Source organism: Sinomonas atrocyanea, from assembly GCF_030811715.1.
In the GTDB taxonomy this organism is placed as follows: Bacteria; Actinomycetota; Actinomycetes; order Actinomycetales; family Micrococcaceae; genus Sinomonas; species Sinomonas atrocyanea_A.
On the sequence record NZ_JAUSRH010000001.1, the window covers coordinates 111,075 to 129,832 of the forward strand.

Consider the following 18,758-nt stretch of genomic DNA (forward strand, 5'->3'; position numbering starts at 1 on the left):
CTCAGATCACCAGCCCTGGCCCGGGCCGGGAGACCACGGGCGGCTCGAGGTGGATCACCTTGGGGCGGCTGAGCTCGTCGAGCAGACGCGGGCCGAACCCCACGGGACTGCCGGTCTGCGGCAGGCCGGGCGCATCGGTCCCCGTGGCCCCCTGCGCGACGCCGTTCACCACGACGGTGCCGACCGGCAGCTCGGCCGCGGCGATCTGGGCGTGGGCGATGTCCCGGGTGAGCACGGTTGCGGATGCGCCGCAGGGGCAGTGGGCGGCCTCGGCGATCGCCTCGCCGAAGCTTCCTACCCGGATGACTGCGGCCACGGGACCGCGGACCTCCTCGGTGAAGCCCTCGAGGGTGGCGGCGGGGCCGCTGAGGATGGTCGGCGGGTAGTAGGAACCGGGCCCGTCGGGGACGGCGCCGCCGGCGAGGCGGAGGGCGCCGCGGTCCATGGCGTCGGCGACTGCGCGGTGGACGTCCTCCCGCGCGCCGGCGTCGACGAGCGGACCGAGCCGGTCGCCCCCGGACCATTGGAGGGCCTGGTCGGCGAAGGCCGCGAGGAAGTCCTCGGCCATGTCCTCGAGCACGTAGATCCGGCTTGCGGCGGAGCGCAGCTGGCCTGCGTGCCGGAAGGCCGCCTCCGCCGCGCACGAGGCGGCCCAGCCGGGATCCACCTCTCGGTCCACGATGAAGACGCCGTTGCCGGGCCGACCGCGGACCAGATGGGCGCCGGTGCTGCACGCCAGGCCGGCCAGGCTGTCCGCCACCTCCGAGGAGCCGAGGTGGACGATCGCGTCGACGCGTCCGTCCGCGGCGAGGGCCGCGCCCACGGCGCCGCTGCCGGTCACGGTGCCGATCACCCCGGCGGGGACCGCGGAGGCGAAGAGGCGGCCGAGGCGCCGGCCCAGCGCTGGGCAGCGGCCACTCGGCTTGAGGACCACGGCGTTGCCCGCGGCCAGGGACGCCCCGACGACCGCGCAGGACACGGCTACGGGGTCGTCCCAGGACGTCAGCCCGAGCACGACTCCGCGGGGCTCGAAGACGGTGAAGTCGAGCCCGGAGAAGGCTCCGGCGAGGCTCGGGCCCGAGCGAAGCAGGCCAAGCTCCGCGAAGCGGCGCAGGGCCTCGGCTCCCGAGCGAACCCCCTCCAATGCGTCGTCGAAGAGGCGGCCTGTCTCCCGGGAGTTCAGGTCGGCGAGCTCGTGGGCCGCCGACTCGACGGCTGCGGCGATCTCACGCAGCGCTGTGGAGCGTTCCGCCTGGGGCGTGCGTCGCCACAGCGCTGACGCCCGGCGAGCCGATTGGAGTGCGCTCTCGGCCCGCTGCGCGTCGGGCGCGGCCAGCGCCTCCGCCCCCGTGTCCGGTCCGGGGGTGGCTCCTCCTGCTGTGTCCGCTCCTCCTGCTGTGTCCGCTCCGGCCGCGTCCGTTCCGGCTCCGTGTTCTCCTGATGGGTGCGGCGCACCCGCGTAGTCTGCCTCGTCCGGCAGGACAGCGCTCATGTCGACCTCCTGTACAGCTTCTCTCGGCCTACTACCCCTGCCTTTCGCTCCCAAGCGGCCCCTTCCGGGGACTTCTCCGGGCGCGTTTGCACCCGGGCCGCGGGGGTAGCGGATCCGCACGGCGCTGTCTGCGGCGGCGCCGACGATCGATCGGGACGAGCCGGCGATCGATCGGGACGAGCCGGCGAGAGACAGCGTCAACGGGCACGACCAGGTGAGAACAACGGCGAGAACAAGGAGGCATGATGGCGCGAGCCGCCCACGGTGAGGACGGGCCCTTCGACGGGGTGGAGCGGATCGCGGTGCTCCGCGGCGGCGGGATCGGGGATCTGCTCTCCGCCCTCCCCGCGCTGGAGGCCCTGTCGGAGACCTACCGGCCCACGCACCTGACCCTGCTGACGACGCCGCTCCTGGCGGCGCTGCTCCAGGACCGGCCGGGTCCGTGGGACCGCGTGGCCGTGGTCCCGACCTTCCCTGAGGCCCCGGACGCGTCGGGGCGCACCTGGCGGGATGACCCGCGTACGGGCGAGCTCGTCTCGGCCCTGCAGGCCGAGCGGATCGGGCTCGCCGCTCAGCTGCACGGCGGCGGCAAGAACTCGAACCCGTTCGTCCTCGCCCTCGGCGCCGCCCATACGGTCGGCTGCTCGACCCCGGATGCAGACCCGCTCGAGCGCCAGCTCGCACACGTCTACTATCAGCGCGAGGTGGACCGCTGGCTCGAGGTTGCCGCTCTCGCCGGGGCCGAGACGAGCCACCTCGAACCGCGGCTCACTGCGGTCCCCGCAGACGCCGAGGCTGCCGCACCCTGGGTGCAGGCCGAGGCGAGGGGCCTCGTCGTCGTCCATCCCGGGGCGACCGATCCTCGGCGCCGCTGGCCGGCGCCCCGTTTTGCCCGTGTGGCGGCGGCGCTCGCAGACGAGGGCTGGCAGGTGCTCGTGGTGGGCGATCCGGGAGAGCGTGACCTCGCCGAAGGGATCGCGCACGACGCCGCGGGGGCGGCTCCCAGCGCTGCGCACCTGATCGGGTCGGCGGCTGGGCGGACGGACTTGCACGGGCTGGTGGGCCTGCTCGACGCGGCGCGGCTCGTGGTCGCCAATGACAGCGGTCCGCGGCACCTCGCGCAGGCGCTCGGGACCCCGACTGCGTCCGTCTACTGGGGGCCCAATCTGGTCAATGCCGGGCCGCGCCAGCGGAGGATGCACCGAGTCCAGATTTCCTGGCGCCAGCTGTGTCCGGTGTGCGGGGCGGATGGCACCGACCCGTTCGGCAGGTCCTGCGATCACTCCGAACCGTGGGTCTCCGACGTGCCCGTCGAGGGTGTGCTTGCCGATGCCCGAGCCCTCCTCGCCGGGCGGTAGGCAGGACCTCCGACCCCCTCCGCCGAGTCGGCGCTAGAAGGGTGGGGGTGGGTCGTGGTGGGGGTAGGTGGTGTAGGGCAGTCCTGCTGGTGAGGTCCAGTGGAGGGTGCCCGGTGGTGTGAGGGGTCTGGGTGGGCCCGGTGCCTTGGGGCTGGGTGTCTTGGGGGTGGGTGCTGGTGGGCTGTGCGGGGCGTTGTGGCTCTGGGCGGGCGGGGTGGGCTGGGCGGTATCCGCCTGGGTGAGGGTCCAGTGGCGTTGTGTTTTGAGGTGGTGGTGTTCGCGGCAGAGGAGGGCGAGGTTGGCTACGGCGGTGTGGCCGCCGGTGTGCCATTCGGTGGTGTGGTCGGCCTCGGTGGTGGGGGCGGGGCGGTCGCAGCCGGGGAAGCGGCAGGTCGCGTCGCGGGCGCCGAGGTAGCGGCGCATGGCGGCGGTGGGGGTGTAGCGGGCGCGGCCGATGGCCAGGGGCGCCCCGGTGGCGGGGTCTGCCCACAGGCGGGTCCAGGTGGCGGCCTGGGCGGCGAGGAGGCGGGCCGCGCCGGGGTCGATGGGGCCGTAGCCGAGCAGTTCGGCCGGGGTGTCGGCGGTGCCGGCGGCGGTCGCGGCCGGCAGGACGAGGACGACCTCGCACCGCACCCCCGACCCCGCAGCACCCGCAACACCCGCAGGCCCCCCATGACCCGCAGGGCCCGCGGGCCCGGGAGACCCGGCGGGCCCGATGGGCTGTGGGGTGGGGTTGTCGGGGAGGGTGTGGGCGGTGGTGAGGAGGTCGGCGAGGGCGTCGGCGCGCAGCTGCGGGAGGGTGCGGGCCTCGTCGGGGCCCTGGAGGGAGCGGGCGATGGCCTCGAGGCGGGTGTCGACCGCGGCCCCGTGTTCCAGGGGCAGGTAGGCGGTGAGCCAGCACATCCCGTCCGGGGCGGGGTCGAGGTCGACCCGGCGGCCGCCGGCGGCGTGGGCCCTGCGCACGGTCAGGGGTTCCTCGGCGTGGTCCTCGACGAGGCGGCGCAGGCGCCGGGTGAGCGCCGCGGGGGACAAGGTCCGGTCGGGGTCGGCGGGGCAGGCGGCCTCGGTGGCGGCGGCCAGGAAGGCCGCCGCGCGGGCCGGGGGGACGGGGACGGCGGCGTCCAGGACGGCCCTGGCCCGGCGGCGGGAGAGCCGCCCGGAGGCGAGCGCTGCCAGGACGGGGGCGGCGGCGGGGTCGGTCAGGGACAGGGCCTCGCTGACCAGGCCCTTGGCGGTGCGGGCGGAGACCTTCAGGGCCGCGGATACCTCCGAGGCCGCGACCGTGGCCGCCTCCGCGGTGCGGAGGGGGTCGGTCCCGTCGCCGGCGCAGAGGTCCACGAGCGCGCCCAGGACGGCGGCCTGCTCGGCCAGGCGGGCGGCCTCGAGCTGCTCGAGGCGGACCAGACGGCGCACGAGCCCGGCCGCGGCCACCTCCCGCAGCTCCGCCCGCACCACCGGGGCGGGGAAGACCTCGAGCTCCTCCGGGGAGGCGAACAGCCCCGCATCCACCCCGCTGTCCCACGGACCCGACCCGCCGCCCGAGGGACCCACGCCCGAACGGCAGACCCCGCCGCGCTCCAGAGCCGAGGCGGCGAGCTCGCGGTCCGGGGCTCCGCGGAACGCCGCCCAGAGCACCGGCCCCAGCTCCTCGGCGCCGGCCCCCTGCGGCCTGGCCCGGTCATTGAGCTCCCACTCCAGCCGCAGCCACTCCGGCGGCTCCGGCGGTACCCAGGCAGACGACGCGCCGGCACCGGGAGGCCCTTCCGCCCCCGCTGCCAGACCACCGTCTCGTTCCATGCACCAATTTTAGTACATAGATTCGATTAAATGAAGAAGATTAGATCGCATATTCGACCATGGGCCCGCTCCCCGCCAGAACCTCACAGTCCTTCGTAGCTCTGCCCGTGGGGACCGGCGAGCCCGCGAGGACGCCCGTTCACCGCGACGACCGTCCTCCCTCGGGCGGGCGTGACGAGGTCCCCACCAACGGTGGGCAGGACGCGCTCGCCCTCGTTGCTGATCCAGGTGACTCCTGGCAGCGAATGCATCAGCTCAATGAATTGGGCCCGCCGAACCCGGTCGAGGTAGACGAGCGCGGAGCTGTGGAAGACCACCACGTGCGCACCGGGCGGGGCCTCCTCCACGAGCCCCGTGATGCTGTCCACGAGGTCGCCGCGCAGGATCCTCGGGGGATCCGCTGCCGCGGCTGCCGCTGCGGCGCGGAGACGATCACGGCGGTCCTGGTGTTCGGGCCAGATGAGCGTCTCGAGCCACTCCATCTCGGATGCGTCGCCGACGTCGAGCGGATTCAGGTCGATGCCGCAACGCGCCACACGACCTCGGGCAGCCGCGCAGGGACGCTCCCCGCATCGATGCGGCAGGGCAGCTCAACGGCGCTCGCCCCAGTGGCGGGATCGAGGGACACGGTGCGGTCGCCGAGGTCGTAGCGGTAGCTGTACCTGTCCGGATAGAGGCACAGTCCCGCGGAGGCGCCGGCCTCAATGAGCGCCAGCGGCCCCTCCAAGCGGCTCAGCACCGGGAGGAGGACCGCGCACCGGCCCGCCTCGTTGGTCTGCGTGGACCGCGTCAGGACCACGGGCTCCACCGTGGCCCAGTGGGACAGCAGCCACGAGCGGAACCCGGAGTAGGGCCCCACCGGCGCCCCCCGCAGACGGGCCGCCGCGAAGACGAGGTTGGGCTGCCGCTTGGCTTGCGGGAGAGACTCGAGGAGTCCGACGACGGCGGCATCCTCCGCGATGGAGCTCGCCCAATCGAAGAAGACGTCGGACACCCCTTGCGCCTCGACCTCGGCGAAGGCCCGGTAGACCTCGGCGGTCCCGTTCTGCATGGACCCAATCTATGCCGGCCTACGGCCAGGAATCCTCCATGGAACCTGCCACGAGCAGCTCGCGGACCTCGCAGCCCCGCGGCTGCGAGAGGGCGAAGATCACCGATCGGGCCACGTCCGAGGGCCGGTTGAGGGTGCTGCGGTCATGGGGCTTGTACTCCTCGGGCCGGTCATCGAAGAAGGCCGTGTCCATGCCGCCGGGGATGAGCGTCGTGACGCCCACCCTGCCCTTGAGCTCAGCGGCCAGGGCCCTGCTGAAGCCGATCACGCCGAACTTGGAGGCGCAGTAGGCCGTGGCGCCCGCCGCCCCGCGGAGGCCGAGGGTCGACGCGACCGTCACCACCCGGCCGTGCGACTCGAGCAGATGCGGAACGGCGGCGCGCACCACGGCGGCAGTCCCGAGGAGGTTCACGCGCAGCACGCGTTCCCACTCATCCGCGGGCACCTCCGCCAGCTCGCCGCAGCGGTCGATGCCCGCGGCGCACACCACCGCATCGAGCCCGCCCGCCTCTTCGACGGCGCGGGCGACGGCGGCCTCCGCCTCCTCGCGCACGGAGAGGTCCGCGACCACGCCGGTCACGCCTTCGGGGGCAGGCTGCCGGTCGACGACGATCGGCCGGGCGCCCTGCCCGGCGGCGGCTTCGACGATGGCAGCGCCCAGCCCCGAGGCTCCTCCCGTCACGAGGATTCGCGCCCCGCGCAGGGGCTCCTGGGCGGACTGGTCGGTCTCGTGGCTGATGCTCGTATCCGTGGTGGTCATGGGAGTCCTTCCGGTTCTGTGGTGATGGTCTTTGGTCTGGCGGCGCCCAGCGTCAGCCGAGCCCCGCGATCGCGGAGGCGAGGCCCGTCGTCGACCGTCCCGGCTCGAGCGGCACGGTCACGACGTCGCCGCCCCACCTCCGCAGGAGCGAGGTCTCGGGCAGCTGCTCGGCGTCGTAGTCGGCGCCCTTGACCCAGACGTCGGGCCGGAGCTCGTTGAGCAGCTGCTCCGGAGTGTCCTCGGAGAAGACCTCGACGGCATCCACGCAGCTGAGCCCGAGGAGCAGGTCCACCCTGTCGGCCTGGGACATGAGCGGGCGGGAGTCGCCCTTGAGGCGCCGGATCGACTCGTCGGAGTTGAGGCACACGATGAGGCAGTCGCCGAGGCCGCGGGCGGCCTCGAGGAGGCGGAGATGGCCCGCGTGCAGGAGGTCGAAGCAGCCGCCCGCGGCGACCACCCGGCCGCCGGTGGACTGGATGCGCCGGGCGAGGGCGAAGGCCGCACTCTCCTCCGGCTCGCCCTCCCCCGCGGACAGCGCCTTGGAGCTGTCCCCGGACGCCGCGGGAGGCAGGGGCGCCTGGCTGCGCTCGAGCGAGGAGACGCCGCCTGCGCCGAGGAACTCCACCGCCCCGGAGATGGCGGCCTCGACCGCCTTCTCAAGTCCGTGGCCGGCGCCGAGCGCGACGGCAAGCGAGGCGGCGAACCGGTCCCCCGCACCGCACGAGTCCTCGATCCTCAGCCCGGCCGCGGGGGCCGCGATGTGGGTGTCGGTCTCGGATCCGCAGATGAGGGCGCCCCGTTCGGCGAGGGTGACGACCACCGAGTGCGCGTTCCAGCGCTCCCTCAGCCGCCCCGCCGCGGTCGCGACAGCGCCGAGCCCGTTGACCGCACGCCCGGAGAATGCGAGCAGCTCGGGCAGGTTCGGGGTCACGGCGGCGGCCCTCGAGACGGGCCGGGCACCCTGGGGGTGCGGGTCCCACACCACGGGGACGTGCCGGGCCGCCGATTCGATCGCCGCCCGGAGGGTGGGGGCTTCCGCGAGCCGCCGGCCGTAGTCGGCGACGACGATGGCGTCAGCGCCGGCGATCCGCTCGAGCATGGCCTCGTCGACGAGCGGGAACGGCTTCTGGCCACAGCCCTCGTCGATCCGCGCGACCCGCTGGCCGTCCGCGATGACCCGCATCTTGACCGGCGTCGGGCCGCCGAGCGCGCCGGCCGTCACCCGCACCCCGCTGAGCAGGGCGCGAAGCCGTGCCGCCGCGGGGTCAATCGAGAGGGCGGTGACGAGGTCGACGTCGTGCCCGTCCTCCGCGAGCATCGTCGCCACGAGCCCCGCCCCGCCCGCGCGCTCGAGGCGGCGGGCCACCTCGACGATGGGCGCCGGCGCGTCCGGGCAGAGGCGGCTCGCGTGGCCGTGCAGGTCGATGTCCATGAGGGTGTCTCCCACCACGGCAATTCTCATCGGGGGTCCCTTCCTGGGGCGCTTCGGCCGGACCGGGGCTGCGGCGCCGGGAGGTCTGCGATGCACGCGTCGAAGCACACGCACAGCGCATGGATCGCCACAAGCTGGGACTCCTGGACGTGGCAGTTCCTCCCGTCGAGGAGCACGGCCTCGTCCACGGCGGAGGAGAGCGGGTTCGGTCCCGGGCCCGTCATGGCCCAGCTCACCGCCCCGACTTCCCGCGCCGCCGCGGCCGCGCAGAGGAGATTGGGGCTCTTCCCGGACGTGGAGAGGAGCACCACGACGTCGCCTTCGCGAGCGTGGGCCCGGATCTGCCGGGCGAAGACCTCGTCGTAGCCGTAGTCGTTCCCGATCGCCGTCATCGCGGAGGTGTCCCCGTGGAGGGCGATCGCCGAGAACGGGGCCCGCTCGCCGTCGTACCTCCCCACGAGCTCGGCCGTGAGGTGCTGGGCCTCGGCCGCCGAGCCGCCGTTGCCGGCCACGAGGAGCCTGCCGCCCTGGGAGAGCCGATGGGCGAGATCGTGCCCCCACCGGGCGAGCACGAGGGAGTGGCGCTCGAGCACCTCGAGGGCCACCATCGATTCCGCGATATGGGCGGCCACCGTGCGTGCGAGCGCAGCGGTGGGGTCGCTGCCGGCCCGGGCGCGCTGGGCGGCGGAGCGGAAGGCGCCGCTCGCGGCGCCGGGTACGGGCCGCAGGGCCGCGCGGGAGCGGGGCGCAGTCCGGGCGGCGTCCAGTCCTCGGTGAGCTGCACACATCCTCAGGCTCCCTCCTCGACGCGGCGCAGCCTGCGCCGGGACCGGAGGACATCCGGCTCGGGCTGCTGCCAGTGCTCGCGCACCACCCGATAGATGCGCTCGGTGTCCGATGCCACCTTGTCCCACGTGTAGCGGCTCCGCGCGCGCTCGACCCCGGCCGCGCCGAGGGCGGCGCGCCGCTGCGGATCGTCCGCGAGGGCGGCGACCGCGTCTGCGAGGGCCTCGGGGTCCTTGGGCGGGATGTGGAGACCGGTGACGCCGTCGACCGTGGTCTCGGCGAGGCCGCCCACGGCCGCCACGATGGTGGGGACGCCGCAGGCCATCGCCTCGAGCGGCACGATGCCGAAGGGCTCGTACCAGGGGCAGCAGACCACAGCATCGAGGCTGCGCATGAGCTGGGGCATGGCATCGCGGGCGACCTGGCCCGTGAAGATGATCTGGCTGCCGATCCCGAGGGAGTCGGCGAGGTCCCGCAGGCGCCGCGCCTCCGGATCGCCGGCGACGCGCTCCTTCTCCACGGAGCCGCCGACCACGAGGAGCTCGATGTCCCTGCGCCCCGACGCGGCGAGGAGGGCGAGCGCACGGATCACGGTGTCCACGCCCTTGCGCGGCACGAGGCGGCCGATCGTGGCGATCCGGAACCGCTTTCCCCGTGCTCGGGCAGGGCCGTCCGGTGTGAAGAGCGCCGTGTCCACGCCGCACGGCGCAATCGAGATGTGCCGGCGGCTCACCCCCATGGTGCGCAGCTCGAACGCCTCGTCAGGGCAGGTGGCGATGACGCGGTCCACCGAACGGGCGACCCACGGCTCGAGGGTCTCGCGTTCGGGAGGACTCGTGTCCTCGACTCCCTGGTGCCGGCGCTTGACCACGCCCAGGGCGTGGAAGGTCTCCGCCACGACCGGCGGCGTCAGCCCCAGGCGCTGCACCTTGTCCGCAGCCTCGATGCAGGCGACTCCGGACATCCAGAAGTGCCCGTGCACGACGTCCGGCGTGTCCTGCGCCCAGTACTCGCTGATCCGGTCCGCGAATTCGGGGATGAAGGGCAGGAGCTTGTCCTTGGGAACGGCGCGCGGAGGCCCGGCGTCGACGTTGACGAGGCCCACGCCGGTGGGGAGCATCTGCTCCCAGTGGAGCCTGTTGCTGTCACGGCGGGTGAACACCGTGACCGCGTGCCCGCGGCGGACGAGCGCCGCGGAGAGCTCAGCGACATGCACGTTCTGCCCTCCCGCGTCCTCGCCTCCGATGACGGCGAGCGGGCTCGCGTGCTCCGAGACCATGGCGATCTTCATCGTTGTGCTCCTTTCAGCGTGCTCGCGCCGCGGACACCTTTCGCGGCCTCTGCGAGCACCTCGTCCCACGCGGCGTGGAACCGATGCAGCCCGTAGCGGGCCAGGGCGGCCTCGCGGGCGTTGAGCCCTGCCTCGACGGCCTCGTCCGGGCGGGTGAGCATCCGGCGCGCGGCGGCGAGGAGTTCCTTAGGGTCGGAGCTGACGCAGCCCGCCCCGGGGGGCACGGCCCGCCACGCCTCCGTGGAGCCCACTACGAGCACCGGAAGTCCGAGGAACATGGCCTCGATGAGGGCGAGCCCCAGAGAGGTCCAGCGGAAGGGGTGGAGGTAGGCCCGGCGGCGTGCGAGCTCGGCGTGCAGCGTCCCGGAGGGCAGGTCCCCGGCCCAGACGAGGCGGTCCGGGCCGACCCCGGTGGCCTCCTCCAGGCCGCCGCCGCCCATGCCGAAGACATCGATGGGCGCTGCTTCCGAGAAGGTGGGCAGCAGGTCCGTGCCGGCGACCCGGCGGCGCCGGACGGGCTCGTTCACGGCCGCCCCGAGCCTCTCGAGTTCTCCCGTGTAGGCCAAGCCGGGGTCGTTCACCCCGTGCTCGACCACGAAGACGGGGGCGCTGCCGCTGTCCCACATCAGCGCGTTGAAGTGGGTCACGTGCACGATCGGGATGTCCGCCTGGTCGGCGAGGGGATGCCGGGTCTCCGGGACGGAGCCCTTGGGCGTGTTGTGCTCGACGAACACCGCGGGGACGTCGATTCCGGGCCGCAGCCCCGTCAGGGACTGGACCAGCCCGATCTCCTCGGTGCGCTGGAGCACGACGACGTCGATCTCGCCTCCGCGGGCCGAGAGCTCCTCGGCTGTGGCCTCCACGGCGCGCGGCCACGGCCTGCCCGCGAGGCCGAGCCCCCAGGGCCCCCGCTCGGGGTCCACGGGCACCACGTACTCGTGCGGGCCGCGGACGAAGCCGTCCATCCAACCGCCGTGGACGTGCCACACCAGGACGCGCATCAGGCCACCGCCCCGGTCTGCGCGGTGAGGAGATCCTGCACGGCCTCGACGACCTGCTCGGCACGCACGCCGGCCAGGCACGGATGGCCCGGGATCGGGCAGATGCGGGCACGGCTGCCTGCGCACGGCGCCGTCTGGTCGCCGAGGAGGACGGTGGGCGCCCCCCGGGGCCGCCATACCTCGGCAGGCACCACGGGGGCGAAGAGGCTCACCACGGGGGTCCGGACGGCGGCCGCGAGGTGCGCGGGGCCGGTATTGCCGGCCACGACCACGCTCGCGCCCGCGAGCACGTCGACGAGGCCGGGCAGGCCCGTGCGGCCGCCGAGGTCGACGCCGCGGGAGCCCGCCACGCGGGCGGTCAGCGCGCGCTCGTCCGGCCCGCCCGTGACCAGCACGCGCAGGCCCGCGGCGGCGAGCAGTTCGACCAGCGCCGCGGCGTTCTCGGCCGGCCAGGACCGCGCGGGCGCGTCCGCGCCCGGGTGCACCACGACGTAGGGGCCCTCGGGCCGGATGCCGCTGCGGTGCTGCGTCACGAGGGCCGGCAGACCGTCGTCGTCCGCCGGAAGCGGGAAGCCCGCTGCAGCCGCGATGCCGAGCGCCCGGTCCACCTCATGGGTGTTCCAGGGGAGCTCGCTGGAGGTCACCCGCACATCGAGCAGGGAGCCGGGGTAGTCCTCCGAGAGCGCCGTGATCCGGGGGACCCCGCAGAGCCGGAGTTCAAGGGCAAGGGGCAGGGGGGACTGGTGGAAGGACGTGAAGATGACGGCCTCGTCCGGGACGATGTCCGAGACCAGCCGCTCGAGCCTGCGGAGGTGGCGCGGGGTTGCCTCGGGCGCCGGGTTGCCGATCCACGGACAGTCCCATTCCCGCGTGTGGCGCACCTCGGGAAGCAGGCGGGCGGCGCCGCTTCCGCGCGGTCCGGTGAGCAGGTAGGGCTCCGCGTGGGCGGCGATCGCCCGGACGGCGGGGCCGGCCATGACGACGTCTCCGAGGCTGTCGAGCCGGACAACGAGGACGCGCCTCATGCTGCACTCCCGAGGGACGGGGCCTCGCCGCCGGACCCTGTGCTGTGCACGGGCTCGGGCCCGAGCGCGAGCATGACCGCAGAGGAGAGGTCTCCGGCGACCGCGGGCGCCGCGAGGATCTCGGGACGCAGGGTCACGGGGGTGGGCACCAGGATGCCGCGCGCGCCGGCTCGGCGGGCTGCCTCCATGTCCTTGCCGATGTCCCCGATGACCACGACGTCCTCGGGCTCGACCTCGAGGTCCCGGCACGCGGCGTGCACGAGGCCCGGCTTGGGCTTGCGGCACTCGCAGCGGTCCTCGGGAGCGTGCGGGCAGACCTGCCAGGTGTCGAACGGCCCGAGGATCCTCTCGATGCGGTCGTTGACGGCCCGGAGCTCGCGCTCGGTGATGAGCCCGAGGCCGACGCCGGACTGGTTGGTCACGACCCCGCAGGCGATCCCGAGGGCGCGGAGCCGGCCGAGCGTCTGCAGCGCTCCCGGCATCGGAACCACCAGATCGGGGTCCGTGTTGTAGGGCACGTCGGCGACGAGCGTGCCGTCGCGGTCGAAGAGGATCGCAGACGGCACAGGCCGCTGCTTCCTCTCGCCATTGGTCTTCCTCATAGGAGAAGCAGTGCCCTTGCAGCAGTACACTAAACGGAACTGCAAGGACTTCTTCTCCTCCTTCTCCTTCCCTCGAATTCGCTCAAGCCGCGGGCGTACCGTCACATCCCCACACTCAGGGAGCAGCCGTGGCACAGCGCGCAACGAAGCCGACCGTCCTCGCCCTCCGGGCACTCAAACTGGGCGACCTCCTTGTCGCCGTCCCGGCCCTCCGGGGCCTCCGTCGGGCTTTCCCCGACCACGAGCTTGTCCTCGCCGCACCACGCTGGCTCGCACCGATCGTCCCCCTCATCGGCGGCATCAACGCGCTCCTGCCCACTCCTGGCCTCGATCGCCCGCTGGCCTGGCGCCGTCCCGTGGATGTGGCCGTCAACCTGCACGGCAATGGCCCCGAGAGCAGGGGCCGGCTCGAGGCGCTGAAGCCCACCTACCGGATCGGCCACGCGGCACCGGGCTGGGCCGGGCCCGAATGGGACGACTTCCTCCATGAGCGTGACCGCTGGGTGCGCCTGCTGACATGGAACGGCATCGTGGCCGACTCCTCCGACTTCCGCCTCTGCCCGCCCGAGACGCCGGCGCCGGTGGACCGCGCGACGATCCTCCACGTCGGCGCCGCGTACGGCAGCCGGCGCTGGCCCATCGAGCGGTTCGCGGACGTCGCAGCCGTGCTCGCCCTCCGCGGCCATCAGGTGATGGTCACCGGCGGGCCGGACGACGTCTTCCGCGCCTCCGCAGTGGTCAAGGCCGCCGGGCTGCATGCCTCGGCCTGCGTGGCCGGACGCTGGGAGCTCGACCAGTTCGCCGCCGCGATCGCTGCGGCGCGGGCCGTGGTCACCGCCGACACGTCGGCGGCCCATCTGGCCACGGCCTACGGCACGCCGTCGGTGGTCATCTTCGGGCCCGCGGCCCCAGAGCAGTGGGGGCCTCCCGCCGAGGGACCGCACGTGGTCCTCACGGACCCTCTCGTACGCCTGGGCGACCCGTTCGCCGAAGACCCCGACCCGGCGCTGCTCGCCGTCCTGCCTGGCCACGTCCTCGACGCGTTGGACGGGCTGGAGGAGGACGACGCCGCCGGCCGGGAGGGCGGCGAGGTCGCCTTCACGTAGGGCCTGCCGAGCTGGTCCGGGCGGCGGGACGCCCGGGCACGCAGGAGGGCGCGGTGCACGCACCGCGCCCTCCTGCGTTCCCCGTCCGGACCTCATGCCGCCCCCCTTGCTCCGGCATGAGTCCCGGACGGACGGGTCTCAGGCCGCCATCCTCCTCCGGAGCCTGTCGAGCAGGCGCTTGAGGAGCCGCGAGACCTGCATCTGGCTCACGCCGAGCTCCTTGGCGATCTCGTCCTGGGTCATCTCCTGGACGAACCGGAGGTCGAGGAGCTGCTTGTCGTTGTCCGTCGCGTCGGACATCGCCCCCGCGAGGGCGTGCATCTGCTCGACGTGCTCGTAGCCGGGGTCCTCAGCACCGAGGACGACGTTCAGCCGGCGTTCCTCCGGGTCCTCGGATGAGTCCCCGTGCTCGACCGGCTGGCCGACCATGGCCGAGTCCGCGATCTGCGCCTCCGCGATGTCCGAGGCGGGGACTCCGGCTGCCTTGCTCAGCTCGGCCGTGGTCGGGTCGTGGCCCAGCTCCTGGGCGAGCCCCGGGCGCAGGCCGTTGACCTTGAGCCGGAGTTCCTGGAGCGCACGGGGCGGGCGGACCACCCAGGACTGGTCGCGGAGGTAGCGCTTGAGTTCCCCGGTGATGGTGGGCACCGCGTAGGGCACGAACCCGTGGCCGAGGGGCTCCCGGTAGCGGTGGGCCGCCTTCAGGAGGCCCAGGCGCGCCACCTGGCGCAGGTCGTCCGCATCATGCCCCGCGCAGCGGAACCTGCGGGCGAGGGCGTCGGCAACGCCGAGGTACTCGACGGCGAGCTGGCCCGCTGCCGCTGCCTCAGTGCCGGCAGTTGGAGGCTCGCTGCGGCGTGCCGGGCCTTCGGGCGCGGCTCCCAGGACGACGCCGTTGACGCTGTCTGGAGCGCCGGCAAGGTCTGGATCGTTGGGCACTGGGAGCAGATGGTTCTGCCGTGGAGCTTCCTGCATGGCGAGTTGCCTCCTCGCTGGGATTGGAAAGATTGTGGGGCGTCAGTGACTGCCGGGCGCCTCCTGAGACGAATGGTCCGCGGCGTGCGCGGGGAATTGTGCGGGCCAGGTCCCGGTGTCTCGAGTCCTGGTATCGGGGTTGTCTGCGTCGCCTCGAGCGGAAGAGGGACACCGGCTGGCCACGGCGGCTGGAGCGTGCCTTGTTTCGCGCCCTGAGGTTTCGCACGCCAAGGCGCGACGGGCGTCTTCGGTGATGCGCTCGCGGCGACCGGTGGGTCGCGACGCTTGGGTCATAGTGACGATGAGTCTCCAGTCAACTGGCCACGCGCTTTGGTGGTACGGGCGTGGTGATCCGGGCCAGCTGCTTGACTCCGGCTTCCACCGTAGGCACGGCTGTCCTTCAGATACAACAGCTCGAGAAGGAGCAATGCTGTCTCTTGGCATCTGGGGTGCAGATTATCTGGCGCGCTTAGCGATCGGCACGCTCCCGGTTGGGCCGACAATCCGAGGAAAGGCGGCCGTGCCGCGCCGCCGGTCTCCTCGATGGCGGCGGTTTTGACGCGGAGCCGAGGCGGGTATGAACACGTGAGCGGACCACCCCCGCCTTCCACCGATTCGAGAGGACGCCATGGACCAGCGGAATCTTCCTGACGAGCCCGAGCGCCGGGAGGGCACGCCCCTCGAGGGCGGCGAGGCCACCCACGCAGACCGGGAGGCCGGCGAGGACCGCCCGGCGGAGGGCTCCGGCCCGCACCCGGGCACCCCGGTCCCGCGGCACGGGGTCGACGACACCGTGGCCGACGGCCCCACCGACGTCACTCCGTCGTCCCAGGGCGTCGGAGCGGTCTGGGGCGATGCCGAGCGGACCCCCAACCCCGGCCCTGTCCGCCCGCCCGGGCCCGACGACCAGGCGCGCATCGATGCGGTCGCCGAGGAGTACGAGATCGCGACCACCGAGGAGGGCGAGCACTACCTCACGCCTCGGGAGGACGCAGAGACGTCCTCGCAGCCGGCGCGCGACGACTTCCCGGACCACTGATCCGGGAATGCAGCGCCCGTGTGGGCCCGGGTCGCGCCCTACGTGCCCGGACCGGTCCGCGGCGTCGAGTCGAGCAGCTCGGCGAGGGCGGCGTCGGAGACCTTGCCACCCGGCGTCGTGAGCTTCCTGCCCTCGTGGTAGGCGAGGAGGAGCCGCGGGTCCACATAGGATCCGCGGGCCACGGCGATCGTGTTGTGGAGCCAGTCGGCGGCGTCCGCGATGGCGCGGCGCCACGCCTCCTCGGCGTCGAAGCCCTGCTCGCCGCTGCGGGCGAGGGATTCGGCGGCGATCACGGTGCCGCGCCACGTCCGCAGGTCCTTGGCGCTCGCACCCATCCCGGCCCTCACGCGCAGGTACCCGTTGAGGGACTCGGATCCGATCCGCTGGAACCCCGTGCCGGACTCGTAGCCGAGGGCAGCCCGGGACTTCCCGCCCTTCGGCAGGCTGCGGAGGTATTCGGCCAGATCGTGGTCGTGCAGCTGCACCGACCACTGCATCCCGGACTTGCCCGGGAACTCCAACGAGATCGTGTCGCCGTCGAGGCGCAGGTGCCGGCGCTGGATCGTCGTGACGCCGAAGGAGCCGTGCTGGCGGGCGTACCTGCGGTTTCCCACCCGTACCCCGAGCCTGTCCACGATGCGCAGCGCCGCCGCGAGGGCCTGGTCCTTCGGGCCGTGCTTGCCGCGGAGGTCTTCTGTGACCGCCCGGCGGATGGCGGGGAGCCGCCGGGCCAGAGCGACCGCGCGGTCGAACTTGCGGGCTTCCTGCCGCTCGCGCCACGTGCTGTGGTACAGGTACTGCTTCCGGCCGGCGGAGTCGATGCCGGTGGCCTGGACCCGGGCACGCTGAGATGCCGCGATCCGCACGTTCCGCCACGCCGGCGGTATGGCGAGCGCGTCGATCCGCGCGAGGACCTCGGGCGAGTCGACCCGCTGGCCGTCCGCGTCCCGGTAGCTGAACCCTTTGCCCGCGCGGCGCCGGGTGATCGTCCCGTGCGCCGTCCGCCTGCTGCGCGTCTTCATCGGCAGCTACTTACCCACAGCCCCACGGATGGAATCAGCCCGGTCGGCCGCCGACCGGGCCGTCACGGAAGGAGTCACACATGAACGCATCACAACCCCAGGACCCGCGCAGCGCCCGGGTGACGGGCACCATCCCTCCCCAGGACCTCGAGGCGCCGGGGACCACCGGGGCGACCGAGCCGCGCCCGGACCACGGTGAGAGCACCTACGAGGGCCATGGGCGCCTCACCGGGCGCGCCGCCCTCATCACGGGCGGGGACTCGGGGATCGGCCGTGCCGTCGCCCTCGCCTTCGCCAGGGAAGGGGCAGACGTCGCCATCACCGCCATGCCCGAGGAAGCCCAGGACGCGGCCGAGGCCACCGCTGCCATCTCCGACGCCGGGACGCGCGCAGCGCACTTCGAGGGCGACCTGCGCGACGAGGACTTCGCCTCCTCCCTGCCCGGGCGCACGCTGGAGGAATTCGGGAAGCTGGACATCCTCGTCCTCAACGCGGCCTACCAGCAGGCCCGGGACGGCATCGACACGGTCTCCACCGAGGAGTTCGACCGGGTGATGCGCACCAACCTCTACAGCCAGTTCTGGCTGCTCCGCGCAGCGATCCCCCATCTCCAGCCGGGCGCATCCATCATCATCACGAGCTCGGTGCAGGCGGCGGAGCCCTCGGCCGGGCTCTTCGACTACGCGATGACCAAGGCCGCCCAGGCCGCCCTCGTCAAGGCCCTGGCCCCCGAACTCGGCAAGAAGGGCATCCGCATCAACGCGGTCGCGCCCGGGCCGGTCTGGACGCCGCTCATCCCCTCGACAGGCTGGCCCGAGCACGTCCCGGAGTTCGGCAAGGACTCGCCCCTCGGACGCCCCGCCCAGCCCGCCGAGCTGGCGCCGGCGTACGTGCTGCTCGCCTCGGACGAGGCCTCCTACATCTCCGGAGCGGTGGTCCCCGTCACCGGCGGGAAGCCCTTCTAGGCCAGATCACCCGAAGCCAGTCACGGCGAAGAGGAGCGCCGGTCCATCAGGACCGGCGCTCCTCCCCTCTGCTGCGGTGCTCCCGCAGGTCACCCCGCGTCGAAGCGGTCGCCGCCGCGCTCGTCGTCGTCATCCTCTACCCCGGCGTCACCGGCGCCCGCCCGTTCAGGGTGGTTGCCCACCTCCGAGATCGCCTGGCTCACCTCGGTGGGCTTCGCGTAGGAGCGGTCCGGGATGGCTTCCAGCGAGCGGAGCACGTTGCTGTCGGCGCCCTCCTGCTTGGCCCGGGCAACGAGCGCGCCCTTCTCGGCCGGGTAGTCGACGCCCTCGAGGAACTTCTGGATCTGGATGGGGTTCGCGGAATCGGTCATGGCTCTCCTCTCATGAGAACCCGCTCAGCGGGTTCCCTCGGTCGGTGTGGTGGTCCCGGTCGCACCGCCGCGCTCGGCGCCGGGCGGCAGGGTTCCGTCGGTGCGGTCGGTGCGGTCGGTGCGGAGGCCTTCCTGCGCCGTCCCGTGGCCGCCGTGCCGGCCCGGAGCGGTCTCATCGAGCACCGCCTCCTGGCGGGCAACTCCCTCGCGGGCGGCCTCCTCGCGGCGCTCGGCCACGGCCTCCTCGCGGCGCTCCTGGTGGACCTCCTGGCGGGGGGCCGCCTGCTCGCGGGCGGCGTCGGTTCCTCCGCGGCGGTCCGGATCGAGCTCGTCCGCCTTCCGGCGCTGCTCCTCGATCCGCTCGCGGTCCTCGCGGGTGCTCTCGCTGTGTCCCTGGGCCTCGTGGCGGAGGCGGGCGGCCTCCACCTCCGCGCGCTCGGCGCGCACCTGCGCCTCGCGGGCCTTGACCTCCCGGTCGCGGACGTCGATCTCGCGGCGCGCTGCCTCGGCACGCAGCTCCTCGGCGTGCTCGCGCTGGCGCTGTTTGCGGGCCTCTCCCCGCTTCCGGGACACCGCGATGGCCACGATGATCGCAATGACGACGATCACTGCAATGACAATGACCGCCGTGAGCTGGGTCGGATCCATGGGTCAACCTCCTGAGGTCAGGTTTCCCTCCCAGTACCCA

19 protein-coding genes are annotated in these 18,758 nt (G+C 73.5%); 4 read left to right on the forward strand and 15 right to left on the reverse strand.

Annotated elements, in window-relative coordinates:
* Nucleotide 1 precedes the first annotated feature (1 nt).
* On the reverse strand, nucleotides 2-1,492 hold the full coding sequence (locus J2W21_RS00595; protein ID WP_307112569.1) for an aldehyde dehydrogenase family protein: 1,491 nt from the start codon (nucleotides 1,490-1,492) through the stop codon (nucleotides 2-4).
* 242 nt (nucleotides 1,493-1,734) lie between these two features.
* Here J2W21_RS00595 and J2W21_RS00600 point away from each other — a divergent pair, with 242 nt between their 5' ends.
* Nucleotides 1,735-2,850, forward strand: a complete 1,116-nt coding sequence (locus tag J2W21_RS00600; RefSeq protein ID WP_307112570.1) for a glycosyltransferase family 9 protein — start codon at nucleotides 1,735-1,737, stop codon at nucleotides 2,848-2,850.
* A gap of 33 nt (nucleotides 2,851-2,883) precedes the next feature.
* On the opposite strand, the gene J2W21_RS00605 is transcribed toward J2W21_RS00600, so the two are convergent.
* From J2W21_RS00605 to J2W21_RS00650, 10 genes are all read right to left on the reverse strand, one after another.
* The gene (locus tag J2W21_RS00605) at nucleotides 2,884-4,647 is read right to left on the reverse strand and encodes an HNH endonuclease signature motif containing protein (protein WP_307112571.1); all 1,764 of its coding nucleotides are present in this window, start codon (nucleotides 4,645-4,647) and stop codon (nucleotides 2,884-2,886) included.
* 83 nt (nucleotides 4,648-4,730) lie between these two features.
* Nucleotides 4,731-5,183, reverse strand: coding sequence for a DUF2332 family protein (locus J2W21_RS00610; protein WP_307112572.1), 453 nt, complete (start codon nucleotides 5,181-5,183; stop codon nucleotides 4,731-4,733).
* Nucleotides 5,159-5,698, reverse strand: a complete 540-nt coding sequence (locus tag J2W21_RS00615) for a DUF2332 family protein (RefSeq protein WP_307112573.1) — start codon at nucleotides 5,696-5,698, stop codon at nucleotides 5,159-5,161. The genes J2W21_RS00610 and J2W21_RS00615 overlap by 25 nt, the downstream gene beginning before the upstream one ends.
* Before the next feature lie 19 nt (nucleotides 5,699-5,717).
* Nucleotides 5,718-6,458: an SDR family oxidoreductase gene (locus J2W21_RS00620; protein ID WP_307112574.1), complete on the reverse strand. Its 741-nt coding sequence runs from the start codon at nucleotides 6,456-6,458 to the stop codon at nucleotides 5,718-5,720.
* A gap of 52 nt (nucleotides 6,459-6,510) precedes the next feature.
* Complete coding sequence (locus tag J2W21_RS00625) at nucleotides 6,511-7,920, reverse strand: PfkB family carbohydrate kinase (RefSeq protein WP_444965503.1); 1,410 nt, start codon at nucleotides 7,918-7,920, stop codon at nucleotides 6,511-6,513.
* Nucleotides 7,917-8,678, reverse strand: a complete 762-nt coding sequence (locus J2W21_RS00630) for a D-sedoheptulose-7-phosphate isomerase (RefSeq protein WP_307112576.1) — start codon at nucleotides 8,676-8,678, stop codon at nucleotides 7,917-7,919. The genes J2W21_RS00625 and J2W21_RS00630 overlap by 4 nt, the downstream gene beginning before the upstream one ends.
* 2 nt (nucleotides 8,679-8,680) lie before the next feature.
* On the reverse strand, nucleotides 8,681-9,967 hold the full coding sequence (locus J2W21_RS00635; protein WP_307112577.1) for a glycosyltransferase: 1,287 nt from the start codon (nucleotides 9,965-9,967) through the stop codon (nucleotides 8,681-8,683).
* Nucleotides 9,964-10,968, reverse strand: coding sequence for a glycosyltransferase (locus tag J2W21_RS00640; RefSeq protein ID WP_307112578.1), 1,005 nt, complete (start codon nucleotides 10,966-10,968; stop codon nucleotides 9,964-9,966). Before J2W21_RS00640 ends, J2W21_RS00635 begins: the two co-directional genes overlap by 4 nt.
* Nucleotides 10,968-11,993, reverse strand: a complete 1,026-nt coding sequence (locus tag J2W21_RS00645; protein WP_307112579.1) for a glycosyltransferase family 9 protein — start codon at nucleotides 11,991-11,993, stop codon at nucleotides 10,968-10,970. The genes J2W21_RS00640 and J2W21_RS00645 overlap by 1 nt, the downstream gene beginning before the upstream one ends.
* Nucleotides 11,990-12,595 (reverse strand): D-glycero-alpha-D-manno-heptose-1,7-bisphosphate 7-phosphatase, encoded by a 606-nt coding sequence (locus J2W21_RS00650; RefSeq protein WP_307112580.1) that lies wholly within the window; start codon nucleotides 12,593-12,595, stop codon nucleotides 11,990-11,992. The genes J2W21_RS00645 and J2W21_RS00650 overlap by 4 nt, the downstream gene beginning before the upstream one ends.
* A 128-nt stretch (nucleotides 12,596-12,723) precedes the next feature.
* On the opposite strand from J2W21_RS00650, the gene J2W21_RS00655 reads away from it, so the two are divergent.
* A complete protein-coding gene (locus J2W21_RS00655; protein WP_307112581.1) occupies nucleotides 12,724-13,701 on the forward strand; it encodes a glycosyltransferase family 9 protein in 978 nt (325 codons plus the stop codon).
* Between the two features lie 138 nt (nucleotides 13,702-13,839).
* Here J2W21_RS00655 and J2W21_RS00660 read toward each other — a convergent pair whose 3' ends face one another.
* Nucleotides 13,840-14,673: a sigma-70 family RNA polymerase sigma factor gene (locus J2W21_RS00660; protein WP_307112582.1), complete on the reverse strand. Its 834-nt coding sequence runs from the start codon at nucleotides 14,671-14,673 to the stop codon at nucleotides 13,840-13,842.
* A gap of 628 nt (nucleotides 14,674-15,301) precedes the next feature.
* On the opposite strand from J2W21_RS00660, the gene J2W21_RS00665 reads away from it, so the two are divergent.
* Complete coding sequence (locus tag J2W21_RS00665) at nucleotides 15,302-15,712, forward strand: hypothetical protein (protein WP_307112583.1); 411 nt, start codon at nucleotides 15,302-15,304, stop codon at nucleotides 15,710-15,712.
* A 38-nt stretch (nucleotides 15,713-15,750) separates the two neighbouring features.
* Here J2W21_RS00665 and J2W21_RS00670 read toward each other — a convergent pair whose 3' ends face one another.
* The gene (locus J2W21_RS00670) at nucleotides 15,751-16,734 is read right to left on the reverse strand and encodes a DNA topoisomerase IB (protein WP_307112584.1); all 984 of its coding nucleotides are present in this window, start codon (nucleotides 16,732-16,734) and stop codon (nucleotides 15,751-15,753) included.
* Nucleotides 16,735-16,814: 80 nt separating this feature from the next.
* Between J2W21_RS00670 and J2W21_RS00675 the strand changes: the two genes are divergently transcribed.
* The gene (locus tag J2W21_RS00675; protein ID WP_307112585.1) at nucleotides 16,815-17,699 is read left to right on the forward strand and encodes an SDR family oxidoreductase; all 885 of its coding nucleotides are present in this window, start codon (nucleotides 16,815-16,817) and stop codon (nucleotides 17,697-17,699) included.
* An 89-nt stretch (nucleotides 17,700-17,788) separates the two neighbouring features.
* On the opposite strand, the gene J2W21_RS00680 is transcribed toward J2W21_RS00675, so the two are convergent.
* Together J2W21_RS00680 and J2W21_RS00685 are read right to left on the reverse strand one after the other, a co-directional pair.
* Nucleotides 17,789-18,070 carry a DUF2795 domain-containing protein gene (locus J2W21_RS00680; RefSeq protein WP_307112586.1) on the reverse strand — a complete coding sequence of 94 codons (282 nt, stop codon included), beginning with the start codon at nucleotides 18,068-18,070 and terminating at the stop codon, nucleotides 17,789-17,791.
* A 24-nt stretch (nucleotides 18,071-18,094) separates the two neighbouring features.
* Nucleotides 18,095-18,718 carry a hypothetical protein gene (locus J2W21_RS00685; protein WP_307112587.1) on the reverse strand — a complete coding sequence of 208 codons (624 nt, stop codon included), beginning with the start codon at nucleotides 18,716-18,718 and terminating at the stop codon, nucleotides 18,095-18,097.
* Between the last annotated feature and the right edge of the window lie 40 nt (nucleotides 18,719-18,758).

Bases quoted from the DNA above. Each gene is read 5' to 3' on its own strand.
- J2W21_RS00595 (WP_307112569.1), bottom strand. From the start codon at position 1,492: ATGAGCGCTGTCCTGCCGGACGAGGCAGACTACGCGGGTGCGCCGCAC.
- J2W21_RS00645 (WP_307112579.1), bottom strand. From the start codon at position 11,993: ATGAGGCGCGTCCTCGTTGTCCGGCTCGACAGCCTCGGAGACGTCGTC.
- J2W21_RS00660 (WP_307112582.1), bottom strand. From the start codon at position 14,673: ATGCAGGAAGCTCCACGGCAGAACCATCTGCTCCCAGTGCCCAACGAT.
- J2W21_RS00670 (WP_307112584.1), bottom strand. From the start codon at position 16,734: ATGAAGACGCGCAGCAGGCGGACGGCGCACGGGACGATCACCCGGCGC.
- J2W21_RS00635 (WP_307112577.1), bottom strand. From the start codon at position 9,967: ATGAAGATCGCCATGGTCTCGGAGCACGCGAGCCCGCTCGCCGTCATC.
- J2W21_RS00685 (WP_307112587.1), bottom strand. From the start codon at position 18,718: ATGGATCCGACCCAGCTCACGGCGGTCATTGTCATTGCAGTGATCGTC.
- J2W21_RS00650 (WP_307112580.1), bottom strand. From the start codon at position 12,595: ATGAGGAAGACCAATGGCGAGAGGAAGCAGCGGCCTGTGCCGTCTGCG.
- J2W21_RS00600 (WP_307112570.1), top strand. From the start codon at position 1,735: ATGATGGCGCGAGCCGCCCACGGTGAGGACGGGCCCTTCGACGGGGTG.
- J2W21_RS00605 (WP_307112571.1), bottom strand. From the start codon at position 4,647: ATGGAACGAGACGGTGGTCTGGCAGCGGGGGCGGAAGGGCCTCCCGGT.
- J2W21_RS00625 (WP_444965503.1), bottom strand. From the start codon at position 7,920: ATGAGAATTGCCGTGGTGGGAGACACCCTCATGGACATCGACCTGCAC.
- J2W21_RS00640 (WP_307112578.1), bottom strand. From the start codon at position 10,968: ATGCGCGTCCTGGTGTGGCACGTCCACGGCGGTTGGATGGACGGCTTC.
- J2W21_RS00620 (WP_307112574.1), bottom strand. From the start codon at position 6,458: ATGACCACCACGGATACGAGCATCAGCCACGAGACCGACCAGTCCGCC.
- J2W21_RS00675 (WP_307112585.1), top strand. From the start codon at position 16,815: ATGAACGCATCACAACCCCAGGACCCGCGCAGCGCCCGGGTGACGGGC.
- J2W21_RS00680 (WP_307112586.1), bottom strand. From the start codon at position 18,070: ATGACCGATTCCGCGAACCCCATCCAGATCCAGAAGTTCCTCGAGGGC.
- J2W21_RS00615 (WP_307112573.1), bottom strand. From the start codon at position 5,698: ATGCAGAACGGGACCGCCGAGGTCTACCGGGCCTTCGCCGAGGTCGAG.
- J2W21_RS00665 (WP_307112583.1), top strand. From the start codon at position 15,302: ATGGACCAGCGGAATCTTCCTGACGAGCCCGAGCGCCGGGAGGGCACG.
- J2W21_RS00630 (WP_307112576.1), bottom strand. From the start codon at position 8,678: ATGTGTGCAGCTCACCGAGGACTGGACGCCGCCCGGACTGCGCCCCGC.